The following is a 24,896-nucleotide window of genomic DNA, read 5'->3' as shown; positions in this document are numbered from 1 at the left end:
GGCCGGGGGCGACTTCCGCCGGGTGCCGGCAGGCGCTGCCCCGTTTCACGTGAAACGAGCGCACCCCGGCCGAGGTCCGCGATCTCGACCCCTGGCTCGTTTCACGTGAAACGAGTGGCGGTATGACAGACCGGTATGACCTGCCGAGCACCTTTCACCCCTATCCTCGGTAGGCCCGTGTCCGCCCGATCCGCAGGAGGCGCCTTGTTCCGACACATCACCCGAGCGGTCTCACTTCTCACGGCGTTCACCGCTGCACTGGTGCTCGGTATCGCCGCACCAGCCAACGCCGCGACATTCCTCACGCATGCCCAAGCGACCAGCCAGCTCAGCGCCGCCGGCATCTCGTGGACCTCGAGCGGAGGGTGCAGCGACCGCAATGTCGCGACGTGCACCTCCTTCGACCAGGTCCGGCAGACCACGATCGACGGCATCAAGACACTCCGCAGTGCCACCGGGTGCGCCATCACGATCACCGGCGGCACGGAGACCGGCCATTCGAGCGGCACGTACTCGCACTGGAACGGCTACAAGCTCGACATCCGGCACAGCACGTGCCTCGACAGCTACATCACCTCGACGTTCACGTACGTCGGCTACATCTCAGGATGGGGCCACCAGTACCGGTCCGCGTCAGGCAACCTGTACACCGACGAGGGCAACCACTGGGACATCCTCTACTACAACTGCGGCGGCTGCTGAGGCCGACATGAAACGGGGCGGTCACCGCGTGGTGGCCGCCCCGTTTCACGTGAAACCGCACTACTTCGTCCGTCGCGCCCGGAGGATCGTCGTCGCCTCGACGCCGTCCACCGTCCGCCCCTCGAGAATCTCGGGGTCGGTCGCGCCGTACCGGCGGAGCACCTTCCGGGCCGGGTCGACCTCCTGCGCCACGTTCCGGCCCTTGAGGATCACCATCTCGCCGCCGACCCGTACCAGGGGAAGGCTCATCCTCGCGAGCTTCGACAGCGCAGCGACCGCGCGTGACGTGACGGCGTCGACCTCGAAGGCCTCGTGGTACTCCTCCGCGCGTCCCCGCTTGATCTCCGTGTTCGTCAGACCGAGCTCCGAGACGACCTCGCCGAGCCAGGTCGTCCGACGCTCCATCGGCTCGACCAGCAGCACCTCGAGATCCGGGCGCATCGCCGCGATCACGATGCCCGGGAGGCCGGCCCCGGAGCCGATGTCCGCAACGGCTCCGGACGTGGGCAGGTACGGCACCACAGCCGCAGAGTTGAGGATGTGCCGCTCCCAGATGCGCGTCACCTCCCTGGGACCGATCAGCCCTCGCAGCTCACCCTGCTCACGGAGCAGCTCGGCGTACCGCACCACCTGCTCGTACGAGTCGCCGAAGTACGTGCGCACCGCCTCGCTCGTCCCGAGCGTCTCGCTGTCGGGCGCCTCGTCAGCAGGGGTCTCCGCCCGTCCCGTGTCCGGACCGTTCACGTCCAGTCCTCTCCCTCGTCATCCGTCGAAGCCAAGCACACGAAAGGCCGGCGCGCGTCCCGCGACGCGCACCGGCCCTCGTCGTCCCGTCAGGTCAGTCAGCCGTCGCCGGCTCCTGTGCCGGCTGGACCACGACGTACCGCTCCGGCTCGACGCCCCGGGAGTCGCTCACCAGACCGGCAGCGGCGACAGCGTCGTGCACCACCTTGCGCTCGAAGGCGTTGAGCGGCTCGAGCTCGACCTCCTCGCCCGAGGCCCGCACCCGCTCGACGGCCTCGGTGGCGAGTCGCGTGAGCTCCACGCGGCGCCCCGCGCGGTAGCCGGCGATGTCCAGCATCAGCCGGCTTCGCTCCCCCGTCCGCGTCTGCACGGCCAGCCGGGTCAGCTCCTGCATCGCGTCGAGCACCTCGCCGTCCCGGCCCACGAGGTGGGCGAGCGACTCCGCGTCGTCCGCCACGATCTCGACGGCCGCCCGGTCGTGCTTGATGTCGAGGTCGATGTCGCCGTCCAGGTCGGCGATGTCGAGGAGCTCCTCGAGGTAGTCCGCCGCGACCTCGCCCTCCTCCTCGAGGCGCTTGATCCGGTCCGAGTCGACCGCGGGCGCCGCGGGGTCCGGCGCGGTCGTGCCTGTGCTCGCGTTCATCGCGTCCGCCTCCTACTTCTTCTGCTTGCTCTTGCCGGACGACGCCGAGGTCGTCCCGGGCGTACCCGATGCCTTGGGCTTCGAGCCGGGCTGCCGGCTCGGCGCGCTGCCCGACGGGGACGGCTTGCCGGACGGCTTGGTGCCGGGAGTGCCCTGCTGCGTGCTCGTGCCCTCGGGCTTGTCCACCGGCTCCGGCGCCGACTGCGCCACCGCGGGACGGGCGGGAGCGGCCGACCCCTTCTGCCGGTTCTTGCGCTTCGGCTGGACCCGCTGGCCGCTGCTCTTCGGCTGCTCGACCACGGGCGTCGCGTCCTCGATGACCTCGCCGCGCTTCTCGGCGCGCTTCGCCGCCTTGGCCGCCTGCCGCTCCTTGAGCTGCTTCTCGGCGAGCGATCCCGGCGTCGGCATCCGCTTGATCGTGTAGTACTGCTGACCCATCGACCACAGGTTGGTCACCGTCCAGTAGATGAGGACACCCACCGGGAAGTTGACGCCCGAGATCGCGAACACGATCGGCAGCATGTACAGCATCAGCTTCTGCGTCTGCGCCATCGGGCCCTCGAGGGCCGACGGCGGCATGTTCTTCATCGTCAGCTGGCGCTGCGTGGTGAACGTGGTGACGCTCATCGCGACGATCAGCGCGATCACCACGATGCGGGACACCATGGAGTCGGTCTGCAGGAACACGTCGCTCAGCTGGGCGCCGAACAGGGTGGACGACTCGATGTCGCCGGCGACGTCACGCGTGATGGGGCCGATCGGGTCGGCATTGCCCTCCGAGATCGCCTTGAGGCTGTTCAGCACGCGGAACAGCGCGAAGAAGATCGGCGACTGGAGCAGGATCGGCATGCAGGACGCGAACGGGTTCGTCCCGTGCTTGCGGTAGAGCTCCATCGTCTCCCGCGTCATGTTCTCGCGGGAGGCCGGGTCGGTCTTGCCCTTGTACTTCTTCTGGATCGCCTGCAGCTCGGGCTGGATCATCTGCATCCCGCGCGAGGCCTTGATCTGCTTGAAGAACAGCGGGATGAGCGCGATACGGATGACGATCACCAGGGCGACGATCGACAGGACCCACGCGGTGCCGGGACCTGAGGCGAGGCCCAGGCTGGTGAAGAGCCAGTGCGATCCGTAGATGATCCAGGAGACCACCCATTCGATCGGCCAGAGGAATGCGAAGAAGTCCATCGGTCAGAAAGCTCCAGAGTCGGTGACGCGAAGTCTGCGGGGTGCGGTGTCGTGTCGGCGACGCGCGCCGGGGCAGATCAGCCCTCGGCGTGGGTGTGCGCGCCGCGCACGGGCGGCACGTCGTCGACGCCGCCGAGACTCCACGGGTTGCACCGCAGCAGGCGCCACAGCGCGAGTCCCAGCCCACGCAGCGCACCGTGGCGCCGGAGGGCGATCACGGCGTACTGCGAGCAGGACGGGTAGTACTTACAGCTCGGGGGGCTCATCGGGCTGATGAACGCCTGGTAGAACCGGACCATCCCGACCAGAAAGGTCACCGGGAGCCGACCGATCAGCGAGGGCTCTCGCGGCGGTGCCTCACCCTCGGGCACGGGGACGGTGGTCATCTCGCCGCGTCTCCTGTCGCACGCGCGACAGCGCGCCGCAGGCACGAGTCGAGGTCACGGTCGAGGTCGCCGTAGCTCGCCCCCGCCGACGGCGGCAGCGCGCGCACGACGGCGCGTGCGGAGTCCGGGAGCATGCCGAGACGCCCCGCGGCGGCGGCACGGAGCCGACGCTTCACGAGGTTGCGCTGCACGGAGTTGCCCACAGCCTTGGAAACGACAAAACCGACCTGTGGAGTTCCCGCTCCGGCGTCCGAGACGTTCTCGTCCGGAACCAGGAGGTGAACCACCACGGTCGATCGACCTGCACGCGTGCCGCGACGCACCGTCCGCTCGAAGTCGACGGAACGGCGCAGACGGTGCGCCGCGGGCAACATGGCTCAGGCAGAGAGCTCGGCGCGACCCTTGCGACGGCGGGCCGCGAGGATCGCGCGGCCGGCGCGGGTGCGCATGCGCAGCCGGAAGCCGTGGGTCTTGGCACGACGCCGGTTGTTCGGCTGGAAGGTCCGCTTGCTCACGAGGTACTCCAAGAACGTCGGGGGAGGCACACCGTCTGTCCTCGACGATGCAGTGAAAGGTGGCCGCTCTGTACGACGATCGGCCTCGCCGACCCGGGGCCCGGCCCACTGGTCGCGGCCGACGTCAGAACGTGGCGCGCGTCCCCTGCGTGGGCGCGCAGAAGTACCTGGAACGGCTGTCTGACGTTACGCCGCCGAGGCCCTCCTGGTCAAACCAGAACGGCAGGATCCCGCGTGTCGTGCGCGCCACACCGGCGGCTTCGGCAGGCCCGTCCGAGCCCGTGGAAACATGACGCGGCGCAGGCGCCTGTACCACTGATTCCGGGGTGATCCGCGCAATCCACAACCTGTGGACAACTGTGTGGACGGTGCTTCATCATGGCAGACTCCAAGACACCCCCAGCGCGCGCTCCACCCACGCACGAGACGAAGGAAAGCCAGTGGCCAACCCGGACGAGAACATCGGCGACGTCTGGGCACAGACCCTGACGGCGCTCGAGGCCCGGCCCGACATGAGCCCACGGCAGCTCGCCTTCATCCGCCTGGCCAAGCCGATGGCCGTCCTGGACGACATGGTCTTCATCGCCGTCCCGCACGAGCAGACCCGGACCTATTTGGAGACCGCCGTCCGGGACGACCTGGTCTCCGCGATGTCGTCGGTGCTCGGGCGTGATGTCCGCTTCGGGATCACCGTAGACCCTGAGCTGAGCAGCAGCACGTTGGCAGGTCCGTCGCAGATCTCCGGGCCCGCGACCCTCTCCCTGGAGCAGGAGCCCCCGGAGCCGGAGCAGGCACAGATGCCCGTCGCTCCGCAGCCGGCCCCGAAGCCGTCCGCCGAACCGACCCGGCTGAACCCCAAGTACATCTTCGAGACGTTCGTCATCGGCTCGTCCAACCGCTTCGCCCACGCGGCCGCCGTCGCGGTGGCCGAGGCGCCGGCCAAGGCGTACAATCCGCTGTTCATCTACGGCGACTCGGGACTGGGCAAGACCCACCTGCTGCACGCCATCGGGCACTACGTCCACAACCTGTACCCCCACATCCGCGTGCGGTACGTGAACTCCGAGGAGTTCACCAACGACTTCATCAACAGCATCGGCGAGGGCAAGGCCGGCGCGTTCCAGCGCCGCTACCGCGACGTCGACGTCCTCCTCATCGACGACATCCAGTTCCTGCAGGGCAAGGAGCAGACGATGGAGGAGTTCTTCCACACCTTCAACGCGCTGCACAACGCGAACAAGCAGGTCGTCATCACGTCCGACGTCCCGCCCAAGCAGCTCAACGGTTTCGAGGACCGGCTGCGGTCGCGCTTCGAGTGGGGACTGATCACCGACGTCCAGCCACCCGACCTCGAGACGCGCATCGCCATCATGCGGAAGAAGGCGGCCAGCGAGCACCTCGACGTGCCGGCGGACGTCCTCTCCTACATCGGCTCACGCATCTCGACCAACATCCGCGAGCTCGAGGGTGCGCTCATCCGGGTGACGGCGTTCGCGAACCTCAACCGGCAGCAGGTCGATCTGGCACTCGCCGAGATAGTCCTCAAGGACCTCATCACCGACGACGACGACACGGCGGAGATCACCCCCGCGGTCGTGATCGCCCAGACCGCCGCGTACTTCGGCCTCACCATCGAGGACCTGTGCGGCTCGTCACGGTCACGTGTGCTCGTCACCGCGCGTCAGATCGCCATGTACCTCTGCCGGGAGCTGACCGACCTCTCGCTGCCGAAGATCGGCCAACAGTTCGGCGGCCGCGACCACACCACGGTGATGCACGCGAACAAGAAGATCGCCGGCCAGATGGCCGAGCGACGCTCGACCTACAACCAGGTCACCGAGCTCACGAGCCGGATCAAGCAGCAGCAGCGCGGCTGACCCCTCACCCGCGCACCGCGCCCGCGCACGGCCGCCGGCCCGGCAAAATCACCCGAATCACCTGTATCCACAGTTCATCAACAGCCCTGTGCACAGCCGCGACGCGCACAGGGCTGTTGCGTATCCGCACCTCCACAACGCTTTCCACATGCGGGTCCCCGGAACCAGGCGGTTCACCCCCGCCTGTCCCCAGCCATGTGGACACACTCTGTGCAGAAACTAGGGCGACAGCCGACGAGGGCGTTCCTGGCCTGGGGACGAGCCTGTGGACGGGTGTGGATGACGGCCCAATTTCTGTGGGCGACGACACCCAGATCGGTGGACGGCCTGTGGGTACAGAATCGCTCTCCACAGGGGCCCCTAGTTACTGCACAGCTGCGCCCACAACTCCTCCACAGGAGAAAACAGCCTCTGACCTGCGAAAAGACCGGATATCCCCAGTTTCCACAACACCTACTACTACGACGACATCTATCTCTCAGAGGGAAGTCGAGCGCCTTCATCAGGCGGTGCGACGCGCTGCTTCAACCCGGTTCGAACACTAGTACGAGTGCCTCGGAGTTGTCCATCCACACCCCCTGCTCTCGAGTGCCACCAGGCCCCCGACTCGCGTAGGGTTTCTCTCGACAACCCAGGAACAAGAGGAGATGCAACGGCATGAAGTTCAGGGTCGAGCGCGACGTCCTCGCCGATGCCGTCACATGGACCGCTCGCACGCTCCCCACGCGTCCGCCGGCTCCCGTCCTCGCAGGCGTCCGGATCGAGGCCGACGCCCAGGGTGTGATCAACCTCGCGAGCTTCGACTACGAGACCTCGGCGCGGTCCGAGATCCCCGCAGAGGTCGCCGAGCCTGGCACGGTGCTCGTCTCGGGCCGCCTGCTGGCCGAGATCTCCCGCGCGCTGCCCAACAAGCCGGTCGACGTGGTGCTCGAGGGCAGCAAGGTCGTCGTCACGTGCGGCGCCAGCCGGTTCACGCTCCTCACCATGCCTGTGGACGAGTACCCCGCACTGCCCGGTCTCCCCGAGGTGAGCGGCACGGTCTCCGGGGACGCCTTCACGCACGCCGTCGCGCAGGTGACCGTCGCGGCCAGCCGTGACGACACCCTGCCGCTCCTCACCGGCGTCCGGGTCGAGATCGAGGGCGAGCGCATCACGCTCCTGTCCACCGACCGCTACCGCCTCGCACTGCGCGAGCTCACCTGGACCCCGGCCACGCCGGGCTACTCCGCCGTGGCCCTCATCCGCGCGCGCACGCTCAACGACGTGGCCAAGTCGCTGGGGTCGGGCGGCGGTCTCGTGAACGTCGGGTTGTCCACAGGCCAGGGCCTCGACCTTGTGGGTTTCGAGGCAGGCGGACGCCAGACCACGTCGCAGCTCGTCGAGGGTGACTACCCCGCCGTGCGCCGGCTGTTCCCTGACAGCACCCCGATCCACGCCGTCGTCGCCACCGCGCCGCTGATCGAGGCGGCCAAGCGCGTGAGCCTCGTCGCCGAGCGCAACACCCCGATCCGGCTCTCGTTCAGCGACGGCCAGGTCGTGCTCGACGCCGGGCACGGGGACGACGCCCAGGCGTCCGAGGCCCTGGAGGCCGTGCTGGTCGGTGAGGACATCGCCGTGGCGTTCAACCCGCAGTTCCTGCTCGACGGCCTCGGCGCCCTGGGGACCGACTTCGTCCGGCTGTCGTTCACGCACCCCAACAAGCCCGTCGAGTTCACCGGCCAGGGCAGCCTGGACGGCGAGGACGACTCGTCGTACCGGTACCTGCTGGTCCCCATCCGGTTCACCGGCTGACGGCTCGGTCCCGCCGCCCGGCGGGCCCGGAATGGACGGCTTCGGACGCAGGTTGCACCGGTTGATCAGCCTGTGACGATCAGCCTGCATCGAGGACGACCGCCACGAGCGACGTCGTTCGATCGACCTGGGAGGAAGCAACACATGGTCACCCACATCGGCCTCGTCGGCCTGGGGAAGATGGGCAACAACATGCGGTCCCGTCTGCGCAAGGGCGGGATCGAGGTCACGGGGTACGACCCTCGGCCCGAGGTGACGGACGTGCCGTCGCTGGCGGACCTCGCCGCGGCGCTGCCGCAGGAGAAGCGGGTCGTCTGGGTCATGGTGCCTGCGGGCGAGCCGACTCGCGGCGTGCTGGCCGAGCTGCGCGAGATCCTCACCGAGGGCGACATCGTCATCGAGGGCGGGAACTCGCACTACGTCGAGGACCAGGAGCGGGCCGCCGAGTTCGCCGAGAAGGGCGTCGGCTACCTGGACGTCGGCGTGAGCGGCGGTGTGTGGGGCCTGGAGAACGGCTACGGCCTCATGGTGGGCGGGTCGGCCGCGGACGTCGAGGCGGTCATGCCGGTCTTCGACGCGCTCCGGCCCGAGGGTCCCCGCGAGGAGGGCTTCGTGCACGCCGGCGGCGTCGGTGCCGGCCACTACGCCAAGATGGTGCACAACGGTATCGAGTACGGCCTGATGCAGGCGTACGCCGAGGGCTACGAGCTGCTCGCCGCGAAGTCGGACCTCATCGACGACGTGCACGGCACCGTGCAGGCCTGGAGCCGCGGTACCGTCGTGCGGTCCTGGCTCCTCGACCTCATGGTCAAGGCGCTGGCCGACGACCCGAAGCTCGCGATGCTGGACGACTGGGTCGACGACTCCGGCGAGGGCCGGTGGACGGTGGACGAGGGCATCGACCTCGCCGTGCCGCTGCCGGTGATCTCCGCGGCGCTGTTCGCGCGGTTCGCGTCCCGCCAGGAGCAGTCGCCGGCGATGAAGGCCGTCGCGGCCCTGCGTCAGCAGTTCGGCGGCCACGCGGTGAAGAAGGCGGACTGACCTCGGGGGCACGTACGATCACCTGTTGATGTACGTCTCCCACCTCTCGCTGCTCGACTTCAGGTCGTACGCGGCCGCCGACCTCGAGCTCGAACCCGGTGTGAACGCGTTCGTCGGGCGGAACGGCCGCGGCAAGACGAACCTCGTCGAGGCTATCGGCTACGTCGCGACGCTCGGGTCGCACCGGGTGGCGACGGACGCCCCGCTCATCCGGGCAGGCACCGAGCGAGCGGTGGTGCGGACGCGCATCGTGCGCGGCGACCGGGCCAGCACCGTCGAGCTCGAGATCACGCAGGGCCGCGCGAACCGTGCCCGGATCAACCGTGGTCAGCAGGTCCGGGCGCGCGACGTGCTGGGGATCCTGCGGACGGTGCTCTTCGCGCCGGAGGACCTCGCGCTCGTCAAGGGCGACCCGGACGGGCGCAGGCGGTTCATGGACCAGCTCCTCGTGCTCATGATGCCGCGCGTGTCCGCGATGCTCTCCGACTACGACCGCGTCCTGCGTCAGCGTTCTGCGCTGCTGAAGTCGGCCAGAGCGGTGCGCCGGTCGGGCGGTTCGGGTCGGACCGAGAGCGCGGCGGCCGCGGAGCTCGCGACGCTCGACGTGTGGGACGCACGGCTCGCCGAGCTGGGCGCGGAGATCCTGTCGCTGCGCCTCCAGCTCGTCGACGCGCTCCGCCCGGCGGTCGCCGCGGCGTACGCGCAGGTGAGTGACGCCGACGGGGACGCCGAGATCGACTACCGGTCGTCCCTGCCCGCGCTCCAGGATGCTCGTCCACCGGAGTTGTCCACAGGTTCTGGGGATAACTCCGTCTCTGTGGAACACCTCCGCGACCTGCTGCTCGAGGCGCTCGGAGAGGTCCGTCCCCAGGAGTTGGAGCGGGGCGTGAGCCTCGTCGGGCCGCATCGCGACGACCTCGTGCTGACCCTCGGCGGGCTGCCGGCCAAGGGGTACGCCAGTCACGGCGAGTCCTGGTCGTTCGCGCTCGCCCTGCGGCTCGCGTCCTTCCGTCTTCTGGGGGGAGATCCGCAGAATTCAGCCGATTCACCCGCCTTTTGGGACCCCGACCTCGGCACGGACGCCGACCCGGTCCTCATCCTGGACGACGTGTTCGCCGAGCTCGACGTGCGACGGAGGGAACGGCTCGCCGACCTGGTGCTCCCCGCCCGGCAGGTGCTGGTGACCGCGGCAGTCCCGGAGGACGTGCCCGCAGTGCTCGACGGGGTACGGTTTCACGTGGAACCCGGGACGGTGACCCGTGACTGACGACTCTCCACAGCCGCCTGTGGATAACTCCGAGCCCGCGCTGACGCCGCCGTCGGAGGTCGCGCGGGCGGCGCTCAACCGCGCGAAGGCGGCCGCGCGCGCCCGCGGCCTGCGCCCGGGATCGCCCGCCCGTCGCTCACCGCTCGCGGAGCCCCGGACGAGCGGTGCCGGGCCGGGCGCCCGCGATCCCCAGCTCCTCGGTGCGCTCGTCGGACGGCTCCTGCGTGAGAAGGGGTGGACGGAGGACGTCTCGGTCGGCGGCGTCATGGGCCGGTGGCGCGAGGTCGTGGGGGCGGAGATCGCCGACCACTGCGCCCCCGAGACGTTCGAGGACAAGGTGCTCGTCGTGCGCGCCGACTCCACCGCCTGGGCCACGCAGCTCCGGCTGCTCGTGCCGACGCTCCTGCGGCGCATGGCGGAGGAGATCGGCGAGGGCGTCGTCGACGAGGTCACCGTGCTCGGCCCGGCGGGCCCGGGCTTCCGGAGGGGCCCCCGGGCCGTGCGCGGTCCGGGCCCGCGCGACACCTGGGGCTGAGCGACACCTGCAGCCGAGCGGGGCGCCGCGCCCCCGCACCCGCGGTACGACGAAGGGCCCCCGGCCGAAGCCGGGGGCCCTTCTCAGCTCACCCGCGCCTCAGCGCGGGGAGGAGCTGCTCAGGCGCTCTGCTGCATCCGCTTGCGGGCCCACACCAGGGCGACACCACCGGCGGCGAGGAGCGCGGCGAACGCCACGGCACCGCCCACGGTCGCACCGGTCGCGGCGAGCACCGGGGGCTCCTCGGCGACGGGGCTGGGCGACTCCGACGGCTCGGCCGGGGGCACCGCGGCCTCCTCGGACGGGGCGACGGACGGCTCGTCCGAGGGCTCCGGCTCGGGCTCCGTGGCGGGCGGCTCGCTCGGCTCGGGCTCGGCGGGGACGCTCGGCGAGGGCTCGGGGGCCGGCTCGACGCAGGGGTCGATCTGGCCGGAGTCCTCCCAGTCGTACTGGGTGCCGTCGTAGCCGTCGTAGGCGTCGACGGTGACGGTCCAGTCGTGGGTGACGTCCTGCGCGAGGCCCTCGAACTTCTTGGAGAAGCCGCTCTGGAACTCCTCCTCGTGCGCGACCGCGCCGTCGATGGTCACGGTGACCGTGGCACCCCGGTACGCCTGGAGGTTCACCTCGAGCCAGCCGCAGTCGGCGGCGACCTTGGGGGTGTGCGCGGAGGCCGTGGCGGCGCCGGCGAGGACGCCACCGAACGTCAGGACGGCGAGAGTTCCGCCGGCAAGAAGCTTCTTCACTCTGTTGCCCTTCGAAGAGAGAGACGGTGCGCGAAGCGAGGTCGCGCTGTTGACCGGTCGGCGCTATTAGAGCAGAAAACGGTAAATCAACGAAATGTCTGCTTCGATCGGGAATTCGCCTGACCTTCTGCAGACGGACGCATGGTTCGTCGGTCACCAACGGATGCCTCGGAGCGGGTCCGCCGAACGTCTGTACGACCGTCCGGGCGACCCGCGCCGGAGGGTGCCGGGCAGCGCTGTCAGCGCGCGCGGGGAACCTCGCGGAACCCGGTCAGGACCTCAGAAATCACCCTGTGGAGAAAGGTTGTGGAGGACTGGGTGCAAACGGCCCAGGATCCCGGGTTTTCGCCGCTCAGACGGTAGTATGGAGGGGTCAACCGCGCCGGGTCCCCAGGACCGTCCTGAGGGCCCGGAACGCTGAGCACCGACGAACCGTCGGACAATGCACCGGACACCGAGCTCGGTCGGTCCCCCAGACCCCCCGCCGCTCGTGCTGCCGCTGGTACGTCCGCCGTCGTGCGCATCGTGTGCCTGAAAGACGAGGAGCAACCCCGCCCGTGACAGAGCGAATCGACGGCGGCTACGACGCCGGGAACATCACCGTCCTGGAAGGTCTCGAGGCCGTTCGTAAGCGACCGGGCATGTATATCGGGTCGACCGGCGAACGCGGGCTCCACCACCTTGTGTACGAGATTGTGGATAACGCTGTGGACGAGGCCCTCGCGGGCCACGCCACCGAGATCGACGTGCGCCTGCTGCCCGACGGCGGCGTGCGCGTCACCGACGACGGCCGCGGCATCCCGGTCGCGATGCACCCGACCGAGGGCAAGCCCACCCTCGAGGTCGTCATGACGATCCTGCACGCCGGCGGAAAGTTCGGTGGCGGCGGTTACGCCGTCTCGGGCGGTCTGCACGGCGTCGGCATGTCCGTGGTGAACGCGCTGAGCACGCGCTTCGTGTCCGAGGTGCGGCGCGACGGCTACCACTGGCGCCAGGAGTACACCGATGGTGGCAACCCCGTCACGGAGGTCGAGCGCCTCGAGCCGCTCGCCGAGGGCGAGGGTACCGGCACGACCCAGACGTTCTGGGCCGACGGCTCGATCTTCGAGACCACGGAGTACGACTTCGAGACGCTCCGCGCCCGGTTCCAGCAGTACGCGTTCCTCAACAAGGGCCTGAAGATCACGCTCACCGACGAGCGGGCGGGCCACGCCACCGCGACCGACGAGGTCACCGGGGCCGACTCCGAGGCGGCGGCCGACGGCGTCGAGAGCCCGGGGGCCGCCGAGGGAGCCGACGAGGCGGCGGAGTCCACCGGCCTGCGCACCGTCACGTACAAGTACGACGACGGGCTCATGGACTACGTGCACCACCTCAACTCGGCGAAGCGCGTCGACCTCATCCACCCCGACGTCATCTCGTTCGAGAGCGAGGACGCGGAGCGGAAGATCGCCGTCGAGATCGCGCTCCAGTGGACCAGCGCGTACAGCGAGTCGGTGCACACCTTCGCGAACACCATCTCGACCACCGAGGGCGGCACGCACGAGGAGGGCTTCCGTGCGGCGATGACCTCGCTGGTCAACACGTACGCCCGCGACAAGGGCATCATCAAGGAGAAGGACGAGAACCTCACGGGTGACGACATCCGCGAGGGCCTGACCGCCGTCATCTCGGTGAAGCTCGGCGAGCCGCAGTTCGAGGGTCAGACCAAGACCAAGCTCGGCAACACGGAGGCGAAGACCTTCGTGCAGCGCGTGGTGCGCGAGCAGCTCACCGACTGGTTCGACGCCCACCCGAACGAGGGGCGCGACGTCATCCGCAAGGCGATGCAGGCCTCGCAGGCCCGGATCGCGGCGCGCAAGGCGCGGGAGGCCACCCGGCGCAAGGGTGTGCTGAACGGTGCCGCGATGCCGGGCAAGCTCAAGGACTGCCAGTCGCGGTTCCCGGACGAGTGCGAGATCTACATCGTCGAGGGTGACTCGGCCGGTGGTTCCGCGGTGCGTGGTCGCAACCCGCACAACCAGGCGATCCTGCCGCTGCGCGGGAAGATCCTGAACGTCGAGCGGGCGCGCCTGGACAAGGCCCTGTCCAACGCCGAGGTCCAGGCGCTCATCACGGCCTTCGGCACCGGCATCGGCGAGGACTTCGACATCTCGAAGCTGCGCTACCACAAGATCGTGCTCATGGCCGACGCCGACGTCGACGGCCAGCACATCTGCACCCTGCTGCTCACGCTGCTGTTCCGGTACATGCGCCCGCTCATCGAGCACGGCCACGTGTACCTGGCGCAGCCGCCGCTCTACCGGATCAAGTGGACCAACGCCCCCCACGACTACGTCTACTCGGACCGGGAGCGCGACGCGTTCCTCGAGGCCGGTGCGGCACAGGGCAAGCGGGTCCCCAAGGAGAACGGCATCCAGCGCTACAAGGGCCTGGGCGAGATGGACTACTCCGAGCTGTGGGACACCACCATGGACCCGGACCACCGGACGCTGCTGCAGGTGACGATGGACGACGCGGCCGCCGCGGACGAGATCTTCTCCGTCCTCATGGGCGAGGACGTCGAGTCCCGGCGCACCTTCATCCAGCGCAACGCCAAGGACGTGCGGTTCCTCGACATCTGACGCGACGTGGCGCGGGGCGCACCGCCCCGGACGATGTCGACGTGCGACGAAGTGACACGCCCAGCGGCGTGGAAAGGAAGTACAGACGGTGACGGACGAGACCCCCGGCGTGGACGGCCCCGACGACGGCATGCCTGCAGAGGAGGCGCGCGTCGCGGTGCAGCACGGCCGCGTCGAGCAGGTCGACCTGCAGCTGGAGATGCAGCGCTCCTACCTCGACTACGCGATGAGCGTGATCGTGGGCCGCGCGCTGCCCGACGTGCGGGACGGCCTCAAGCCGGTGCACCGCCGCGTGATCTACGCGATGTACGACGGCGGGTACCGGCCCGACCGCGCGTTCTCCAAGTGCTCGCGTGTGGTGGGCGACGTGATGGGTAAGTACCACCCGCACGGCGACACCGCGATCTACGACACCCTGGTGCGCCTGGTGCAGGACTGGGTGCTGCGGTACCCGCTGGTCGCGGGCCAGGGCAACTTCGGCGCGCCCGGTAACGACCCCGCGGCCGCCCCGCGGTACACCGAGTGCAAGATGGCCCCGCTCGCGCTGGAGATGGTGCGCGACATCGAGCGGGGCACCGTCGACTTCCGGCCCAACTACGACGGCCGCACGCAGGAGCCCGTCGTCCTGCCGTCCCGCATCCCGAACCTGCTGATCAACGGCTCCGCGGGCATCGCGGTCGGCATGGCGACCAACATCCCGCCGCACAACCTGCGCGAGGTCGCCGAGGGCGTGCGCTGGCACCTGGCCCACCCCGACGCGACGCGCGAGGAGCTGCTCGAGGCGCTGCTGCAGCGCATCAAGGGCCCGGACTTCCCGACCGGCGCGCAGATCCTCGGGCACAAGGGCATCGAGGACGCGTACCGCACGGGCCGCGGCTCGATCACCATGCGCGCCGTCGTCAACGTCGAGGAGATCCAGAACCGGATCTGCCTGGTCGTCACCGAGCTGCCCTACATGGTCAACCCGGACAACCTGGCCTCCAAGATCGCGGACCTCGTCAACGACAACCGCATCCAGGGCATCGCCGACATCCGTGACGAGTCCTCGGGCCGTACGGGCCAGCGCCTCGTCATCGTGCTCAAGCGCGACGCCGTCGCGAAGGTCGTGCTGAACAACCTCTACAAGCACACGCAGCTGCAGGAGAACTTCAGCGCGAACATGCTCGCGCTGGTCGACGACGTGCCCCGCACGCTCAGCATCGACGCGTTCGTCCGGCACTGGACGACGCACCAGATCGAGGTCGTCCGCCGGCGCACCGAGTACCTGCTCGCCGAGGCCCAGGGCCAGATCCACATCTACGACGGCTACCTCAAGGCGCTCGACGCGCTCGACGAGGTCATCGCCCTGATCCGCCGCTCCCCCGACGCCGACCAGGCGCGGACGGGCCTCATGGAGCTGCTCGACATCGACGAGCAGCAGGCCAACGCGATCCTGGCGCTCCAGCTGCGCCGGCTCGCGGCCCTCGAGCGGCAGAAGATCCTCGACGACCACGCGCGCCTGCAGGCCGAGATCGACGACTACCAGGACATCCTGGCGCGCCCCGAGCGGCAGCGGACGATCGTCGGCGACGAGCTCGACGACGTCACCGAGCGCTGGGGCGACGAGCGCCGGACGACGATCCTCCCCTACGACGGCGACATGTCGATGGAGGACCTCATCCCCGAGGAGGACGTCGTCGTCACGATCACGCGCGGCGGCTACGCCAAGCGGACGCGGACGGACAACTACCGCTCCCAGCGGCGCGGCGGCAAGGGCGTGCGCGGCGCGCAGCTGCGCGAGGACGACATCGTCGACCACTTCTTCACGACGACGACGCACCACTGGATGCTGTTCTTCACCAACCTCGGCCGCGTGTACCGGGCCAAGGGCTACGAGCTCCCCGAGGGCGGCCGGGACGCCAAGGGGCAGCACGTCGCCAACCTGCTCGCGTTCCAGCCGGGCGAGAAGATCGCCCAGGTGCTCGACATCCGAGACTACGACGCCGCGGACTACCTGGTGCTCGCGACCCGCAGGGGCCTGGTCAAGAAGACGCGCCTGGGCGAGTACAACTCGCCGCGGTCCGGTGGACTCATCGCGATCAACCTGCGCGAGGACGCCGACGGCAACACCGACGAGGTCGTCTCGGCCCGCCTGGTGAACGCGGACGACGACCTCATCCTCGTCTCGCGCAAGGGCCAGTCGATCCGCTTCCACGCCGACGACGAGTCGATCCGACCGCTGGGCCGCGCCACCTCCGGGGTCACCGGCATGAAGTTCCGGGAGGACGACGAGCTGCTCGCCGCCGACGTCGTGGAGGACGACGCCGACCTGTTCGTCGTGACCGAGGGCGGCTTCGCGAAGCGCACGCGGATCTCTGAGTACCGCATCCAGGGTCGCGGTGGGCTCGGCATCAAGGTGGCGAACCTGGTCGAGGCTCGGGGTGATCTTGTGGGGGCTCTCGTCACCCACACCGATGACGAAGTCCTTGTGATCATGGAGCGCGGCAAGATCGTGCGGTCCGCGGTCGCCGGGGTCAACCTCACCGGGCGGAACACACAGGGGGTAACCTTCGCAAAGCCGGACAAGGGCGACAGGATCATCGCCGTCGCGCGGAACGCGGAGCGCGAGGACTCCAGCGAGACCGCGATCGCTGCCGACGAGAACTCCGGCGGTGAGCCCACCGACCGGGTTACCGTGGAAGAGATCCCGACCCCAGACGAAGTTCCGAGCAGCCCTGAGCAGGACAGCACCGGACGCGAGGACAGCTGATGACGAGTGACAAGAGCGGGCCCGTGCGTACGGCGTCGCCCGACCTCGACGAGGACCTGGACGACACGAGGGTCCGCAAGGACGTGCCGCGCCCCCAGGCCTCGGAGCCCACCCCGGAGCCGCAGGAGTCGGACACGGCTGCGCCGGAGTCGTCCGACGGTGCGAGCGCGCCGGCTGAGCCGGCCACCGTCGAGGGTGCATCGTCGAAGGGCGGGTCGGCCCCCGCTGCCAAGGCGCCCGCTGACAGCAAGCCGGCGTCCCCGGGCAAGCCTGCGGCGCCCGCACCGTCGGCCCCGGCCGCGCCGGCCTCCCCGGGCAAGCCCGCCGCCCCGACCGCTGCCAAGGGCACCGCCTCCCCGCCGCCGGCCCCGCCGGAGCCGGGTTCTGCCGTCCCCACCACCGGGGGCGTCTGGCGGGCCGCCTACGACGCGGGCCGCACCGACGTGTCCACCGCGACGCCGAGCGGCGCGAGCTCCACTCCCGCGTCGGCGCAGTCCGCGGCTGCCGCATCCCCGCAGAACGCGTCTGCCGAGCCCGCGGGCACCACGTCGTGGAACCGGGTCCAGGCGCCTGACGCGCCGCCCGCTCCCCCCGCTCCCGCCGAAGGCACGGACGGTGTCCGCTCCGGCGCGATGAAGGCGGCCCAGGCCGCCCTCGACGCGGCACGCAGCGCGGCGCGGAAGGTGTCGTCCATCGGGACGGACGAGACGCCGGCGACCCCGTCGAACGCCGCGGACGCGACCAACCCGCGGCCGGAGATGCACTACACGGCCGCCGGCGTCCGCGGTACCGCCACCCCGGCCCCTGCCGCCGCGGGCACGACGGCGGGCCCCCGCCCGGCGTCCGTGCCGACGCCCCAGGTGCCGCCGCCCGCGCCCGCCGGCCCGCGCCGCGTCCGCCTCGCGATCTCGCGGGTCGACCCGTGGTCGGTCATGAAGCTCGCGTTCCTGCTCGCGGTCGCCGTCGCGATCATGACGGTCGTGGCCACGGCGGTCTTCTGGTCCGTGCTCGACGGTTTCGGCGTGTTCACCACGGTGCAGGGCTTCGTGGAGGACGCCGTCGGCCCGCAGAGCAACGTGAACCTCACGCAGTTCGTGGAGTTCCCCCGCGTCATCTCGCTCGCGACGCTGATCAGCATCTGCAACATCGTGCTGCTCACCGCGATCGCGACGATCATGGCGTTCCTGTACAACATCACGGCAGCGCTGGTGGGCGGCGTCCACCTGACGCTCACCGACGACTGACCAGCACGTCCACGCACCACCCGCGAGCGTTCGTGTGCGCTGTCACGCACAGGTCGACGCATGTCACACCGCAGACCGCCATTTCGGTTTGGGACATCGTCCCGACCTGGGGTAATCTCCAGTGTCGCGACAGCGTGCACAACGCTCGCGCGGGGCTATAGCTCAGACGGTTAGAGCGCTTCCCTGATAAGGAAGAGGTCGGAGGTTCAAGTCCTCCTAGCCCCACTCCCCGGCCCGCAGAGGCTCCTCAGGAGGAACCCGTGAAGAAGCTGCTCGTACTGCTGCTCGCTGCCGGTGCCGGCTACGTCCTCTGGCGCAAGCTGAACGAGGACGCCTCGGGACGCGATCTCTGGTCCGAGGTCACCGACTCCATCGACTGAGCCCCCCGCAGCGGGGCCATGGCGCAATTGGTAGCGCACCTGCTTTGCAAGCAGGGGGTTGCGGGTTCGAGTCCCGCTGGCTCCACCCCGTGAAGGCCGTTGAACCCGCAGTATGCGGTTCAACGGCCTTCGGCATTTTCCGGTAGCAACCGGGCAACACGGTGACGATTCCCGTGGTTCCGCTCGCCGCCTCGAATCCGTTCCCTCAAAATGAGGCCAGCCCCCAGGGGCGGTCCACGAAAGCAGGGGGAAGAGCGTGGGAACGTACCAGCAGCGTGCCCGTCGGAGCCGCGCGGCCGGAGCCGTGCTGGTCACGGCGGCGCTCCTCACGTCCGTCGTCCCGTACCTCTCGTCGGCCCGGCCCGCCGCCGCGGCGACGGACACGAGCTGTTCCACGGCGGACGAGAGCTCCGGGCGGTACGCGTCGACGCTGTGCTGGTTCGACTTCACGGGGTACGACCCGGCCCAGGCCACGAGCCCGGGCGGCCAGCCGATGTCGGTCGCCCTACCGGGAGGGTCCACGCTGACGTTCGACCTCGTCGCCTCCGGCGGTTCCGTGAGCGGGGCGACCTTCCCCACCTATTCGGCGGCCTACCTCGGCAACGGCTCCTACACGGGCGTGAGCGGGCGGCCCGCGCTCTACCAGTCGGGCAGCGGGACGATCACCGAGCTCGAGCGACCCGCTCTACTCGCTCACCGCCGACGGTGACGACGCCGGGATCGGCAACGCGTGCGCAGGCGGCTTCACCGGGCTCGGCACGCGGAGCGTCACGTGCGCGGGCGCGGGCAGCGCCCGCAAGACCGGGACCGCGATCGTCGCCAGCCAGGCGCCGGCCACGTTCAGCCAGCGCATGGTGGGTGGTGGGCGCCAGGCGGTGGCGTTCGGAGTGCTGCTCTCCCGCGTCGAGCTGACCAAGGAGGTCGCGTCCCGGTTCACCGGGGACGCCTTCGAGGTAGCCGTCCACGACGAGGCGGGCACCCGTCTCTTCGCCGCGGCCACGGGACCCACCGGCACCTCGGCGACGACCGGCCGGCAGACCGTCCTCGCGACGGACCGCGGCGCGACCTTCCGGTTCTCCGAGCGGGCGACCAGCGGCAGCCTCGACCGGTACGACTCGTCCTGGGCGTGCACCCGCAACGGCGAGACCGACCCGACGCTGCCCAGCGGTCTCGGCGTCGGCCCCGCGGCGGACGTGCACGTGGGCATCGGTGACCTCGTCTCGTGCACGGTCACGAACACCGCGAAGCCCACCAGCCTCCTGCTGCTCAAGCGTGCGGGAAGCCCGGAGGACGTGAACGTCAACGGCCTGCCCGACGCCGGTGACCAGATCCGGTACACGTTCGACGTCACCAACACGGGCGAGCTGCCCGTCGTGGACGTCGCCGTCGACGATCCGCTCGTCGGGGTGTGACGTGCCCGGCGGGGACGCTGGCGCCGGGCGAGACGGTGACGTGCACCGCCGACGATCCCTACACGGTGACCGCCGAGGACCTGGCGAACGGCGTGGTCGCCAACACCGCGACGGCGTCCGGCGTCACCGAGGGCACCGTCGACCCGGTGACGTCCGACCCGTCGTCCACGTCGACGCTGCTCACCGCACCCGCGCCCGGCATCTCCCTGGCGAAGGTGGCCACCCCGAACGACGAGGCGTCCTTCGTGCTGGGCCAGGAGATCACCTACGACTTCGTCGGGACCAACACCGGCAACGTGCCGCTCGACGACGTGGCCGTCGAGGAGACGGCCTTCTCGGGGTCGGGCGACCTGTCCCCGATCGACTGCCCGGACGAGCAGCTGGAGGCCGGGCGCTCGATGACCTGCACCGCCACCTACACGCTGACCCAGGAGGACGTCGATGCGACACGGGTCACGAACGCGGCCGTCGCGACGGGCACCCCGGTCGGTGGTGGCGACCCCGTCAGCGCCGAGCACGACGCCGAGATCCCGGGGGTCGCCGAACCCGCGATCGGCCTCGAGAAGTCGGTCGAGCCCGAGACCGTGGTGAACGCCGGCGACTCCGTCGAGTACACGTTCCACCTGACGAACCAGGGCAACGTCACGCTGACGGACCCGCAGGTGACGGAGACGGCGTTCACCGGCACGGGCGGGACCCCCCGAGGTGAGCTGCCCCGCCGGCCCTCTCGCGCCCGGGGACGCCGTCGACTGCACCGCGAGCTACACGCTCACGCAGGCCGACGTCGACGCGGGCCTGGTGGACAACGCCGCGACCGCGACCGCGACGCCGCGGGTGGGTGTCCCCACGACGTCCGAGGAGTCGACGGCGCGCGTGACGATCCCGGAGACGGCCGCCGGCCTCACGCTCGTGAAGTCCGCGAGCACCGAGACGTACTCCGCGGTCGGTCAGGAGGTCACCTACGCGTTCGAGGTCACCAACACCGGGAACCGGTCGCTGGGCGACGTCGTGGTCGACGAGACCCTGTTCACCGGCAGCGGTGACCTCTCCGCCGTCGACTGTCCCGCGACCACCCTCGCCGGTGGTGAGTCGATGACCTGCACGGCGACCTACACGACCACGCAGGCCGACCTCGATGCCGGGGCCGTCGACAACGCGGCCACCGCGTCGGGGACGCCTGCGGGCGCGACCGACCCGCTCTCGACGGCGCCGAGCGACGCCACCCTCACCGCCGAGCAGCGACCCGCCCTCGGCCTCGTGAAGTCGGCCGACCCGACCGAGGCCTCGGCGGGCGACGAGATCCGGTACGCCTTCCGCGTGACGAACGAGGGCAACGTGACGGTCGTGAACCCGCTCGTCGACGAGGTGGAGTTCTCCGGGAGCGGCGAGCTCAGCGACGTCGTGTGCCCCACGGGGCCGCTGGCGCCGGGCGACGCCGTCGACTGCGTGGCGGCCTACACCGTCACCGCGGCCGACCGCGCGGCACGGGTCGTCGACAACACCGCCGTGGCGACGGCGCAGCCGCCGGCAGGCGTCGAGCCGGTCCGCTCGGCGGAGTCGTCGGCGACCGTGCGGGTCCTCGACCCGGCGATCACTCTGGTCAAGACCGCCGACCGTGCGGGCCTGACGGTCGGGGACACCGTCACGTACTCCTTCGAGGTCACCAACACCGGCACCGTGCCGCTCGTCGACGTGACCGTCACCGAGACGGGCTTCACCGGCGCCGGTGCTCTCTCCGCGGTGACCTGCCCCGGCGCACCGGTGGTGCTCGAGCCGGACGCGTCCGTCACGTGCACGGCGACGTACGAGGTGACCCAGGACGACGTGGACGCGGGATCGGTCGAGAACACGGCCGTCGCCACCGGCACCGACCCGGCGGGCGACCCGGTGGGTTCGGACCCGTCCACGGTGGAGATCACCGAGGCGCCGGTGGCGGGGCTGAGCCTCGCCAAGACGGCTGACGTCGACCGCGTCACGCGCCCGGGCGAGGTCGTCACGTACTCCTTCGTCCTGACGAACACCGGCCGCGTGACCCTGACGAACCCGACCGTCGAGGAGCAGGACTTCTCCGGGCGCGGCACGCTCTCCCCCGTGACCTGCCCCGAGGACGTGCGCCTGCTCCCCGGCGAGGAGGTGACGTGCACCGCGACGTACGAGGTCGTGGCCGCCGACCTGACGGGCGAGCCGCTGACGAACGTCGCGACGGCGGCCGCCGTCGACCCGGACGACGACACCACGCGGTCCGACTCCTCGCGCTCGGACGTCTCGACGACGGAGCGTGACGACGACCTGGCCGCCACCGGCTTCGACGGTCGCTCCACGGCCCTCGTAGCCGCGGCCGCCGTCGTGCTCGGGCTCGTCCTGGTGAGGGGTTCGCGGTGGCGCCGGAACGCCCGGTGATCCTGGCTGGGAGCGTTCCCACGGCTCCCGGGCGGTGGAAGGTCCGGGAGACCACGTAGCTCCGGGTCGTGGCGACCACGTATCTTTGCCCGCTCATGGCCGTTCTCGCCTCCGATCAGGGGGTGAAAACTGACACGGCAGGACCCCTTCCATATCGTCGAGAGCGAGGGGCAAGCACCACCCACCTGACCGGCCCCTCGTCGTCTCGAGGAGGACCGAGTGTCCCTGACCAGGAAAATCATCGGCAGTGTCGCCGTCATGACCGCAGCCGTCTCGGCCGCCGTGGTCGCCACCCCGTCCGCCACCGCCGTCCCTGCCACCATCCCGCTCACGATCAGCAACGACTCGGGCCGCAGCGACGAGGTCTTCGTGTACGTGCTCGGCGAGCAGGGCGGCGAGCTCGGGTACGCGGACGCGGCGGGCACGTTCCACCCGTGGCCGGACGCGGGCAGCGTGCCGGAGCCCGCGCCCGACGCGTCGATCGCGGGCCCCGCCGCCGGGCAGGACCTGACCATCCAGATGCCCAAGCTCTCCGGACGGGTCTACTTCTCCTACGGCAGCAAGCTCGACTTCAAGATCGTCAACGACGGTCAGCTCGTCCAGCCGGCCGTGCAGAACCCCGACGACCCCAACCGGGACATCCTGTTCAACTGGACGGAGTACACGCTCAACGACTCCGGCCTCTGGATCAACAGCACGCAGGTCGACTTCTTCTCCGCGCCGTACCAGACGGGCCTGCGCACCGCGGGTGGCGAGCTGCGGCACACCGGCATGCTCAAGCCCGACGGGTGGGACAACGTCGTCTCGGCGCTCTCGCAGCAGGACGGCTGGGACGGGCTCGCCCAGACCGGTCCGGACGGGAACGTCCTGCGCGTCCTGTCCCCCGGCCACGCCGTGGGGACCGGCCAGATCGGCGCCGACGTGCTGTCCGACTACGTCGACCGGGTGTGGGCGAAGTACTCGAGCGAGACGCTCACGGTCGTGCCCTACGCCCACGAGCCGGAGACGAAGTTCTTCGGCACGGTCGCGGGCGACACGATGACCTTCACGGACACGTCCGGCGCCGTCGTGGCGACGTTCCCCAGGCCGTCGGGCGAGTCGATCTTCGGCTGCGCGGGTGACCTCGCGGCGCCCAACGACGACGTCGGCGCGATCGCGCGCACCCTGTGCGCCGGGTTCAACCGGTCGTCGCTGCTCGACAGCGCCACCCAGCCGACGGACGACCCGGCCGGCTTCTACCAGGATGCCGTGACGAACTACTACGCCAAGTTCATCCACGAGCAGATGGCGGACGGCAAGGCGTACGCCTTCGCGTTCGACGACGTCGTCAACCAGGAGTCGCTCGTGCACGACGGCGACCCGGCCGAGGCGTTCATCCAGCTCGACCCGTTCAGCGGGGCGGCGACGCCGATCGGCGGCTGAGCACCGACCGGGACGACAGCGCGCCCGCCCGGCCGGCACTCGAGGTGCCGGCCGGGCGGGCGCTGCGCTGCCTGCGGTCTCAGCCCTGCTTGCCGCCGGTGCCCTTCGGCTTCGACGCGTCCGCCGCGGCGTCGGCCACCTCGTCGGCGATCGGCGTCTCGGCGGACCGGCTCTTCCCGCCCGGCTTCTTCGTGCCGGCGGCGGTGGACGCACCGGACGCGTCGGCAGGTGCAGCCGTACCGGCGGCGTTGACGGCGGGCTCACCCGTCGTGGACGCCCCGGACTCACCGGCGAGGTCGGCGGACCCCGCCGTCGCGTCGCCCGGCTTCTGCACCCGGGCCTTGGCCGCGTCGATGACCGGCGCGGCCTTCTCCTTGGCGGCGTCGAGGACCGGCCCCGCCTTCTCCTTGGCCGCCTCGAACGCAGGGCCCGCGGCGGAGTAGGCGCGCGCGCCGAGGTCCTTGGCCGTCTGCGCGGCCTTCGCCCCGGCCTCGCGGCCCTTGGCGACGGCGGAGCCCGCCGCCGCGCCGACCCCGGAGGCCCGCGCCGTGCCGTTGGAGTAGTCGGCTCCGGCCGCCTGCTCCCAGGGCTCGGCCCACGGGTCGGTCTGGGGCTGAGCGCGCTTCCAGAACACGTAGCCCGCCACGGCGGCACCGCCCGCGACCAGCGCGACGACCCAACCCTTGCGCGAACCCTTGCGGTGGGCCTTCTCCGCCGCGTCGGTGACACTCTCGGCGAGGGAGGCCTTGCCCTGTGCCGCCGCCGCGTTGGCCGCCGCGACGTTGAACGCAGCGACCATCTTGGGGAGCACGTCCTCGACGAGCTTGTCGTGTGCCGTGTCGATGAGCGGTGCCGCCTTGGTCGCTGCCTTCTCGACCTGCGGCGCCGCCGCCTGGAGGCTGTCCTGCCAGGCCTTCTCGGCACGGGGTGTGAGCCAGGCGACGAAGTCGTTCACGCGCGGCTGGGCCCAGTCCCGCGCGTACGTGGCGCGGTCCTTGGCCTGTGCGGCGAGCGTTCCGGCCTGCGTCGCGGCCCTGGAGCTGACGTCGGAGAGCAGGGCCGTGGCCTCGGCGGCCTTCTCCTTGACCTTCTCGGTGTCGATCTTGCTGGTGTCCACGTGGTCGGTCACCTTCTTGCGGGTCATGAAGCTTCCCCCGAACTGTTCAAGAACTCCTCGAGGTGCCACTCTGCCACCGTCCCCGCTTGCTTGCGAGGCCGGACGGCGGCGGTGCAGCA

22 protein-coding genes, 2 tRNA genes and 1 pseudogene are annotated in these 24,896 nt (G+C 70.4%); 17 read left to right on the top strand and 8 right to left on the bottom strand.

The annotated features are described in order from the left end of the window. The first annotated feature begins 204 nt into the window (after positions 1-204). Positions 205-702 carry a hypothetical protein gene (locus HLB15_RS00465; RefSeq protein WP_212759321.1) on the top strand — a complete coding sequence of 166 codons (498 nt, stop codon included), beginning with the start codon at positions 205-207 and terminating at the stop codon, positions 700-702. A gap of 60 nt (positions 703-762) precedes the next feature. Here the strand turns inward: HLB15_RS00465 and rsmG are convergent, their stop codons facing one another. From rsmG to rpmH, 6 genes are all read right to left on the bottom strand, one after another. Beyond that, entirely contained in the window at positions 763-1,446 is a 684-nt protein-coding gene (rsmG, locus tag HLB15_RS00460; protein WP_171102581.1) for a 16S rRNA (guanine(527)-N(7))-methyltransferase RsmG, read from the bottom strand. Positions 1,447-1,540: 94 nt separating this feature from the next. Then, on the bottom strand, positions 1,541-2,089 hold the full coding sequence (locus tag HLB15_RS00455; protein ID WP_171102579.1) for a Jag family protein: 549 nt from the start codon (positions 2,087-2,089) through the stop codon (positions 1,541-1,543). Positions 2,090-2,101: 12 nt separating this feature from the next. Then, the gene (gene yidC / locus HLB15_RS00450; RefSeq protein WP_171102577.1) at positions 2,102-3,274 is read right to left on the bottom strand and encodes a membrane protein insertase YidC; all 1,173 of its coding nucleotides are present in this window, start codon (positions 3,272-3,274) and stop codon (positions 2,102-2,104) included. 77 nt (positions 3,275-3,351) lie between these two features. Then, on the bottom strand, positions 3,352-3,660 hold the full coding sequence (yidD, locus tag HLB15_RS00445; protein WP_171102575.1) for a membrane protein insertion efficiency factor YidD: 309 nt from the start codon (positions 3,658-3,660) through the stop codon (positions 3,352-3,354). Continuing rightward, positions 3,657-4,034: a ribonuclease P protein component gene (gene rnpA / locus HLB15_RS00440; protein ID WP_171102573.1), complete on the bottom strand. Its 378-nt coding sequence runs from the start codon at positions 4,032-4,034 to the stop codon at positions 3,657-3,659. The genes yidD and rnpA overlap by 4 nt, the downstream gene beginning before the upstream one ends. A 3-nt stretch (positions 4,035-4,037) precedes the next feature. Continuing rightward, positions 4,038-4,175 carry a 50S ribosomal protein L34 gene (rpmH, locus tag HLB15_RS00435; RefSeq protein WP_010849920.1) on the bottom strand — a complete coding sequence of 46 codons (138 nt, stop codon included), beginning with the start codon at positions 4,173-4,175 and terminating at the stop codon, positions 4,038-4,040. 440 nt (positions 4,176-4,615) lie between these two features. Here rpmH and dnaA point away from each other — a divergent pair, with 440 nt between their 5' ends. The 5 genes from dnaA (at position 4,616) to HLB15_RS00410 (ending at position 10,686) form a co-directional block, all read left to right on the top strand. Then, complete coding sequence (gene dnaA, locus HLB15_RS00430) at positions 4,616-6,052, top strand: chromosomal replication initiator protein DnaA (protein WP_171102571.1); 1,437 nt, start codon at positions 4,616-4,618, stop codon at positions 6,050-6,052. Positions 6,053-6,709: 657 nt separating this feature from the next. Then, positions 6,710-7,843: a DNA polymerase III subunit beta gene (gene dnaN / locus HLB15_RS00425; RefSeq protein WP_171102569.1), complete on the top strand. Its 1,134-nt coding sequence runs from the start codon at positions 6,710-6,712 to the stop codon at positions 7,841-7,843. Between the two features lie 144 nt (positions 7,844-7,987). Next, on the top strand, positions 7,988-8,884 hold the full coding sequence (gene gnd, locus HLB15_RS00420) for a phosphogluconate dehydrogenase (NAD(+)-dependent, decarboxylating) (protein ID WP_171102567.1): 897 nt from the start codon (positions 7,988-7,990) through the stop codon (positions 8,882-8,884). A 28-nt stretch (positions 8,885-8,912) separates the two neighbouring features. Beyond that, positions 8,913-10,151 (top strand): DNA replication/repair protein RecF, encoded by a 1,239-nt coding sequence (gene recF, locus HLB15_RS00415; RefSeq protein WP_171102640.1) that lies wholly within the window; start codon positions 8,913-8,915, stop codon positions 10,149-10,151. Then, positions 10,144-10,686: a DciA family protein gene (locus tag HLB15_RS00410; RefSeq protein WP_229784924.1), complete on the top strand. Its 543-nt coding sequence runs from the start codon at positions 10,144-10,146 to the stop codon at positions 10,684-10,686. The genes recF and HLB15_RS00410 overlap by 8 nt, the downstream gene beginning before the upstream one ends. Positions 10,687-10,805: 119 nt before the next feature. Here the strand turns inward: HLB15_RS00410 and HLB15_RS00405 are convergent, their stop codons facing one another. Next, on the bottom strand, positions 10,806-11,429 hold the full coding sequence (locus tag HLB15_RS00405) for a hypothetical protein (RefSeq protein WP_171102565.1): 624 nt from the start codon (positions 11,427-11,429) through the stop codon (positions 10,806-10,808). Positions 11,430-11,986: 557 nt separating this feature from the next. Here HLB15_RS00405 and gyrB point away from each other — a divergent pair. The 11 genes and pseudogenes from gyrB to HLB15_RS00350 all read left to right on the top strand — a co-directional run bounded on the left by gyrB (position 11,987) and on the right by HLB15_RS00350 (position 23,660). After that, on the top strand, positions 11,987-14,053 hold the full coding sequence (gyrB, locus tag HLB15_RS00400; protein WP_171102563.1) for a DNA topoisomerase (ATP-hydrolyzing) subunit B: 2,067 nt from the start codon (positions 11,987-11,989) through the stop codon (positions 14,051-14,053). Positions 14,054-14,141: 88 nt separating this feature from the next. Further along, positions 14,142-16,802, top strand: a complete 2,661-nt coding sequence (gene gyrA / locus HLB15_RS00395) for a DNA gyrase subunit A (RefSeq protein WP_171102561.1) — start codon at positions 14,142-14,144, stop codon at positions 16,800-16,802. Next, positions 16,802-18,046, top strand: coding sequence for a DUF3566 domain-containing protein (locus HLB15_RS24420; protein WP_268240986.1), 1,245 nt, complete (start codon positions 16,802-16,804; stop codon positions 18,044-18,046). The genes gyrA and HLB15_RS24420 overlap by 1 nt, the downstream gene beginning before the upstream one ends. Before the next feature lie 151 nt (positions 18,047-18,197). Further along, positions 18,198-18,271 (top strand) — tRNA-Ile (locus tag HLB15_RS00385). A 35-nt stretch (positions 18,272-18,306) separates the two neighbouring features. Then, positions 18,307-18,426, top strand: a complete 120-nt coding sequence (locus tag HLB15_RS23690) for a DLW-39 family protein (RefSeq protein ID WP_229784923.1) — start codon at positions 18,307-18,309, stop codon at positions 18,424-18,426. Between the two features lie 12 nt (positions 18,427-18,438). After that, a tRNA-Ala gene (locus tag HLB15_RS00380) sits at positions 18,439-18,511 on the top strand. Between the two features lie 171 nt (positions 18,512-18,682). Then, on the top strand, positions 18,683-19,135 hold the full coding sequence (locus HLB15_RS00375; RefSeq protein WP_171102559.1) for a hypothetical protein: 453 nt from the start codon (positions 18,683-18,685) through the stop codon (positions 19,133-19,135). Positions 19,136-19,301: 166 nt separating this feature from the next. After that, entirely contained in the window at positions 19,302-19,838 is a 537-nt protein-coding gene (locus HLB15_RS00370; protein WP_171102557.1) for a CLIPPER-2 domain-containing protein, read from the top strand. Then, positions 19,835-20,503: pseudogene (locus tag HLB15_RS25025) on the top strand (CLIPPER-2 domain-containing protein); the annotation flags it as partial. The gene HLB15_RS00370 and the pseudogene HLB15_RS25025, both read left to right, overlap by 4 nt. 40 nt (positions 20,504-20,543) lie before the next feature. After that, on the top strand, positions 20,544-22,238 hold the full coding sequence (locus tag HLB15_RS00355; RefSeq protein WP_229784922.1) for a CLIPPER-2 domain-containing protein: 1,695 nt from the start codon (positions 20,544-20,546) through the stop codon (positions 22,236-22,238). Between the two features lie 258 nt (positions 22,239-22,496). After that, positions 22,497-23,660 carry a beta-1,3-glucanase family protein gene (locus tag HLB15_RS00350; protein WP_171102553.1) on the top strand — a complete coding sequence of 388 codons (1,164 nt, stop codon included), beginning with the start codon at positions 22,497-22,499 and terminating at the stop codon, positions 23,658-23,660. A 79-nt stretch (positions 23,661-23,739) separates the two neighbouring features. On the opposite strand, the gene HLB15_RS00345 is transcribed toward HLB15_RS00350, so the two are convergent. Further along, complete coding sequence (locus tag HLB15_RS00345) at positions 23,740-24,804, bottom strand: hypothetical protein (protein WP_171102552.1); 1,065 nt, start codon at positions 24,802-24,804, stop codon at positions 23,740-23,742. Positions 24,805-24,896 lie beyond the last annotated feature (92 nt).

The sequence above is a fragment of the Promicromonospora citrea genome (assembly GCF_013004695.1).
In the GTDB taxonomy this organism is placed as follows: Bacteria; Actinomycetota; Actinomycetes; order Actinomycetales; family Cellulomonadaceae; genus Promicromonospora; species Promicromonospora citrea.
This window is presented reverse-complemented; position numbering and strand designations above follow the sequence as displayed.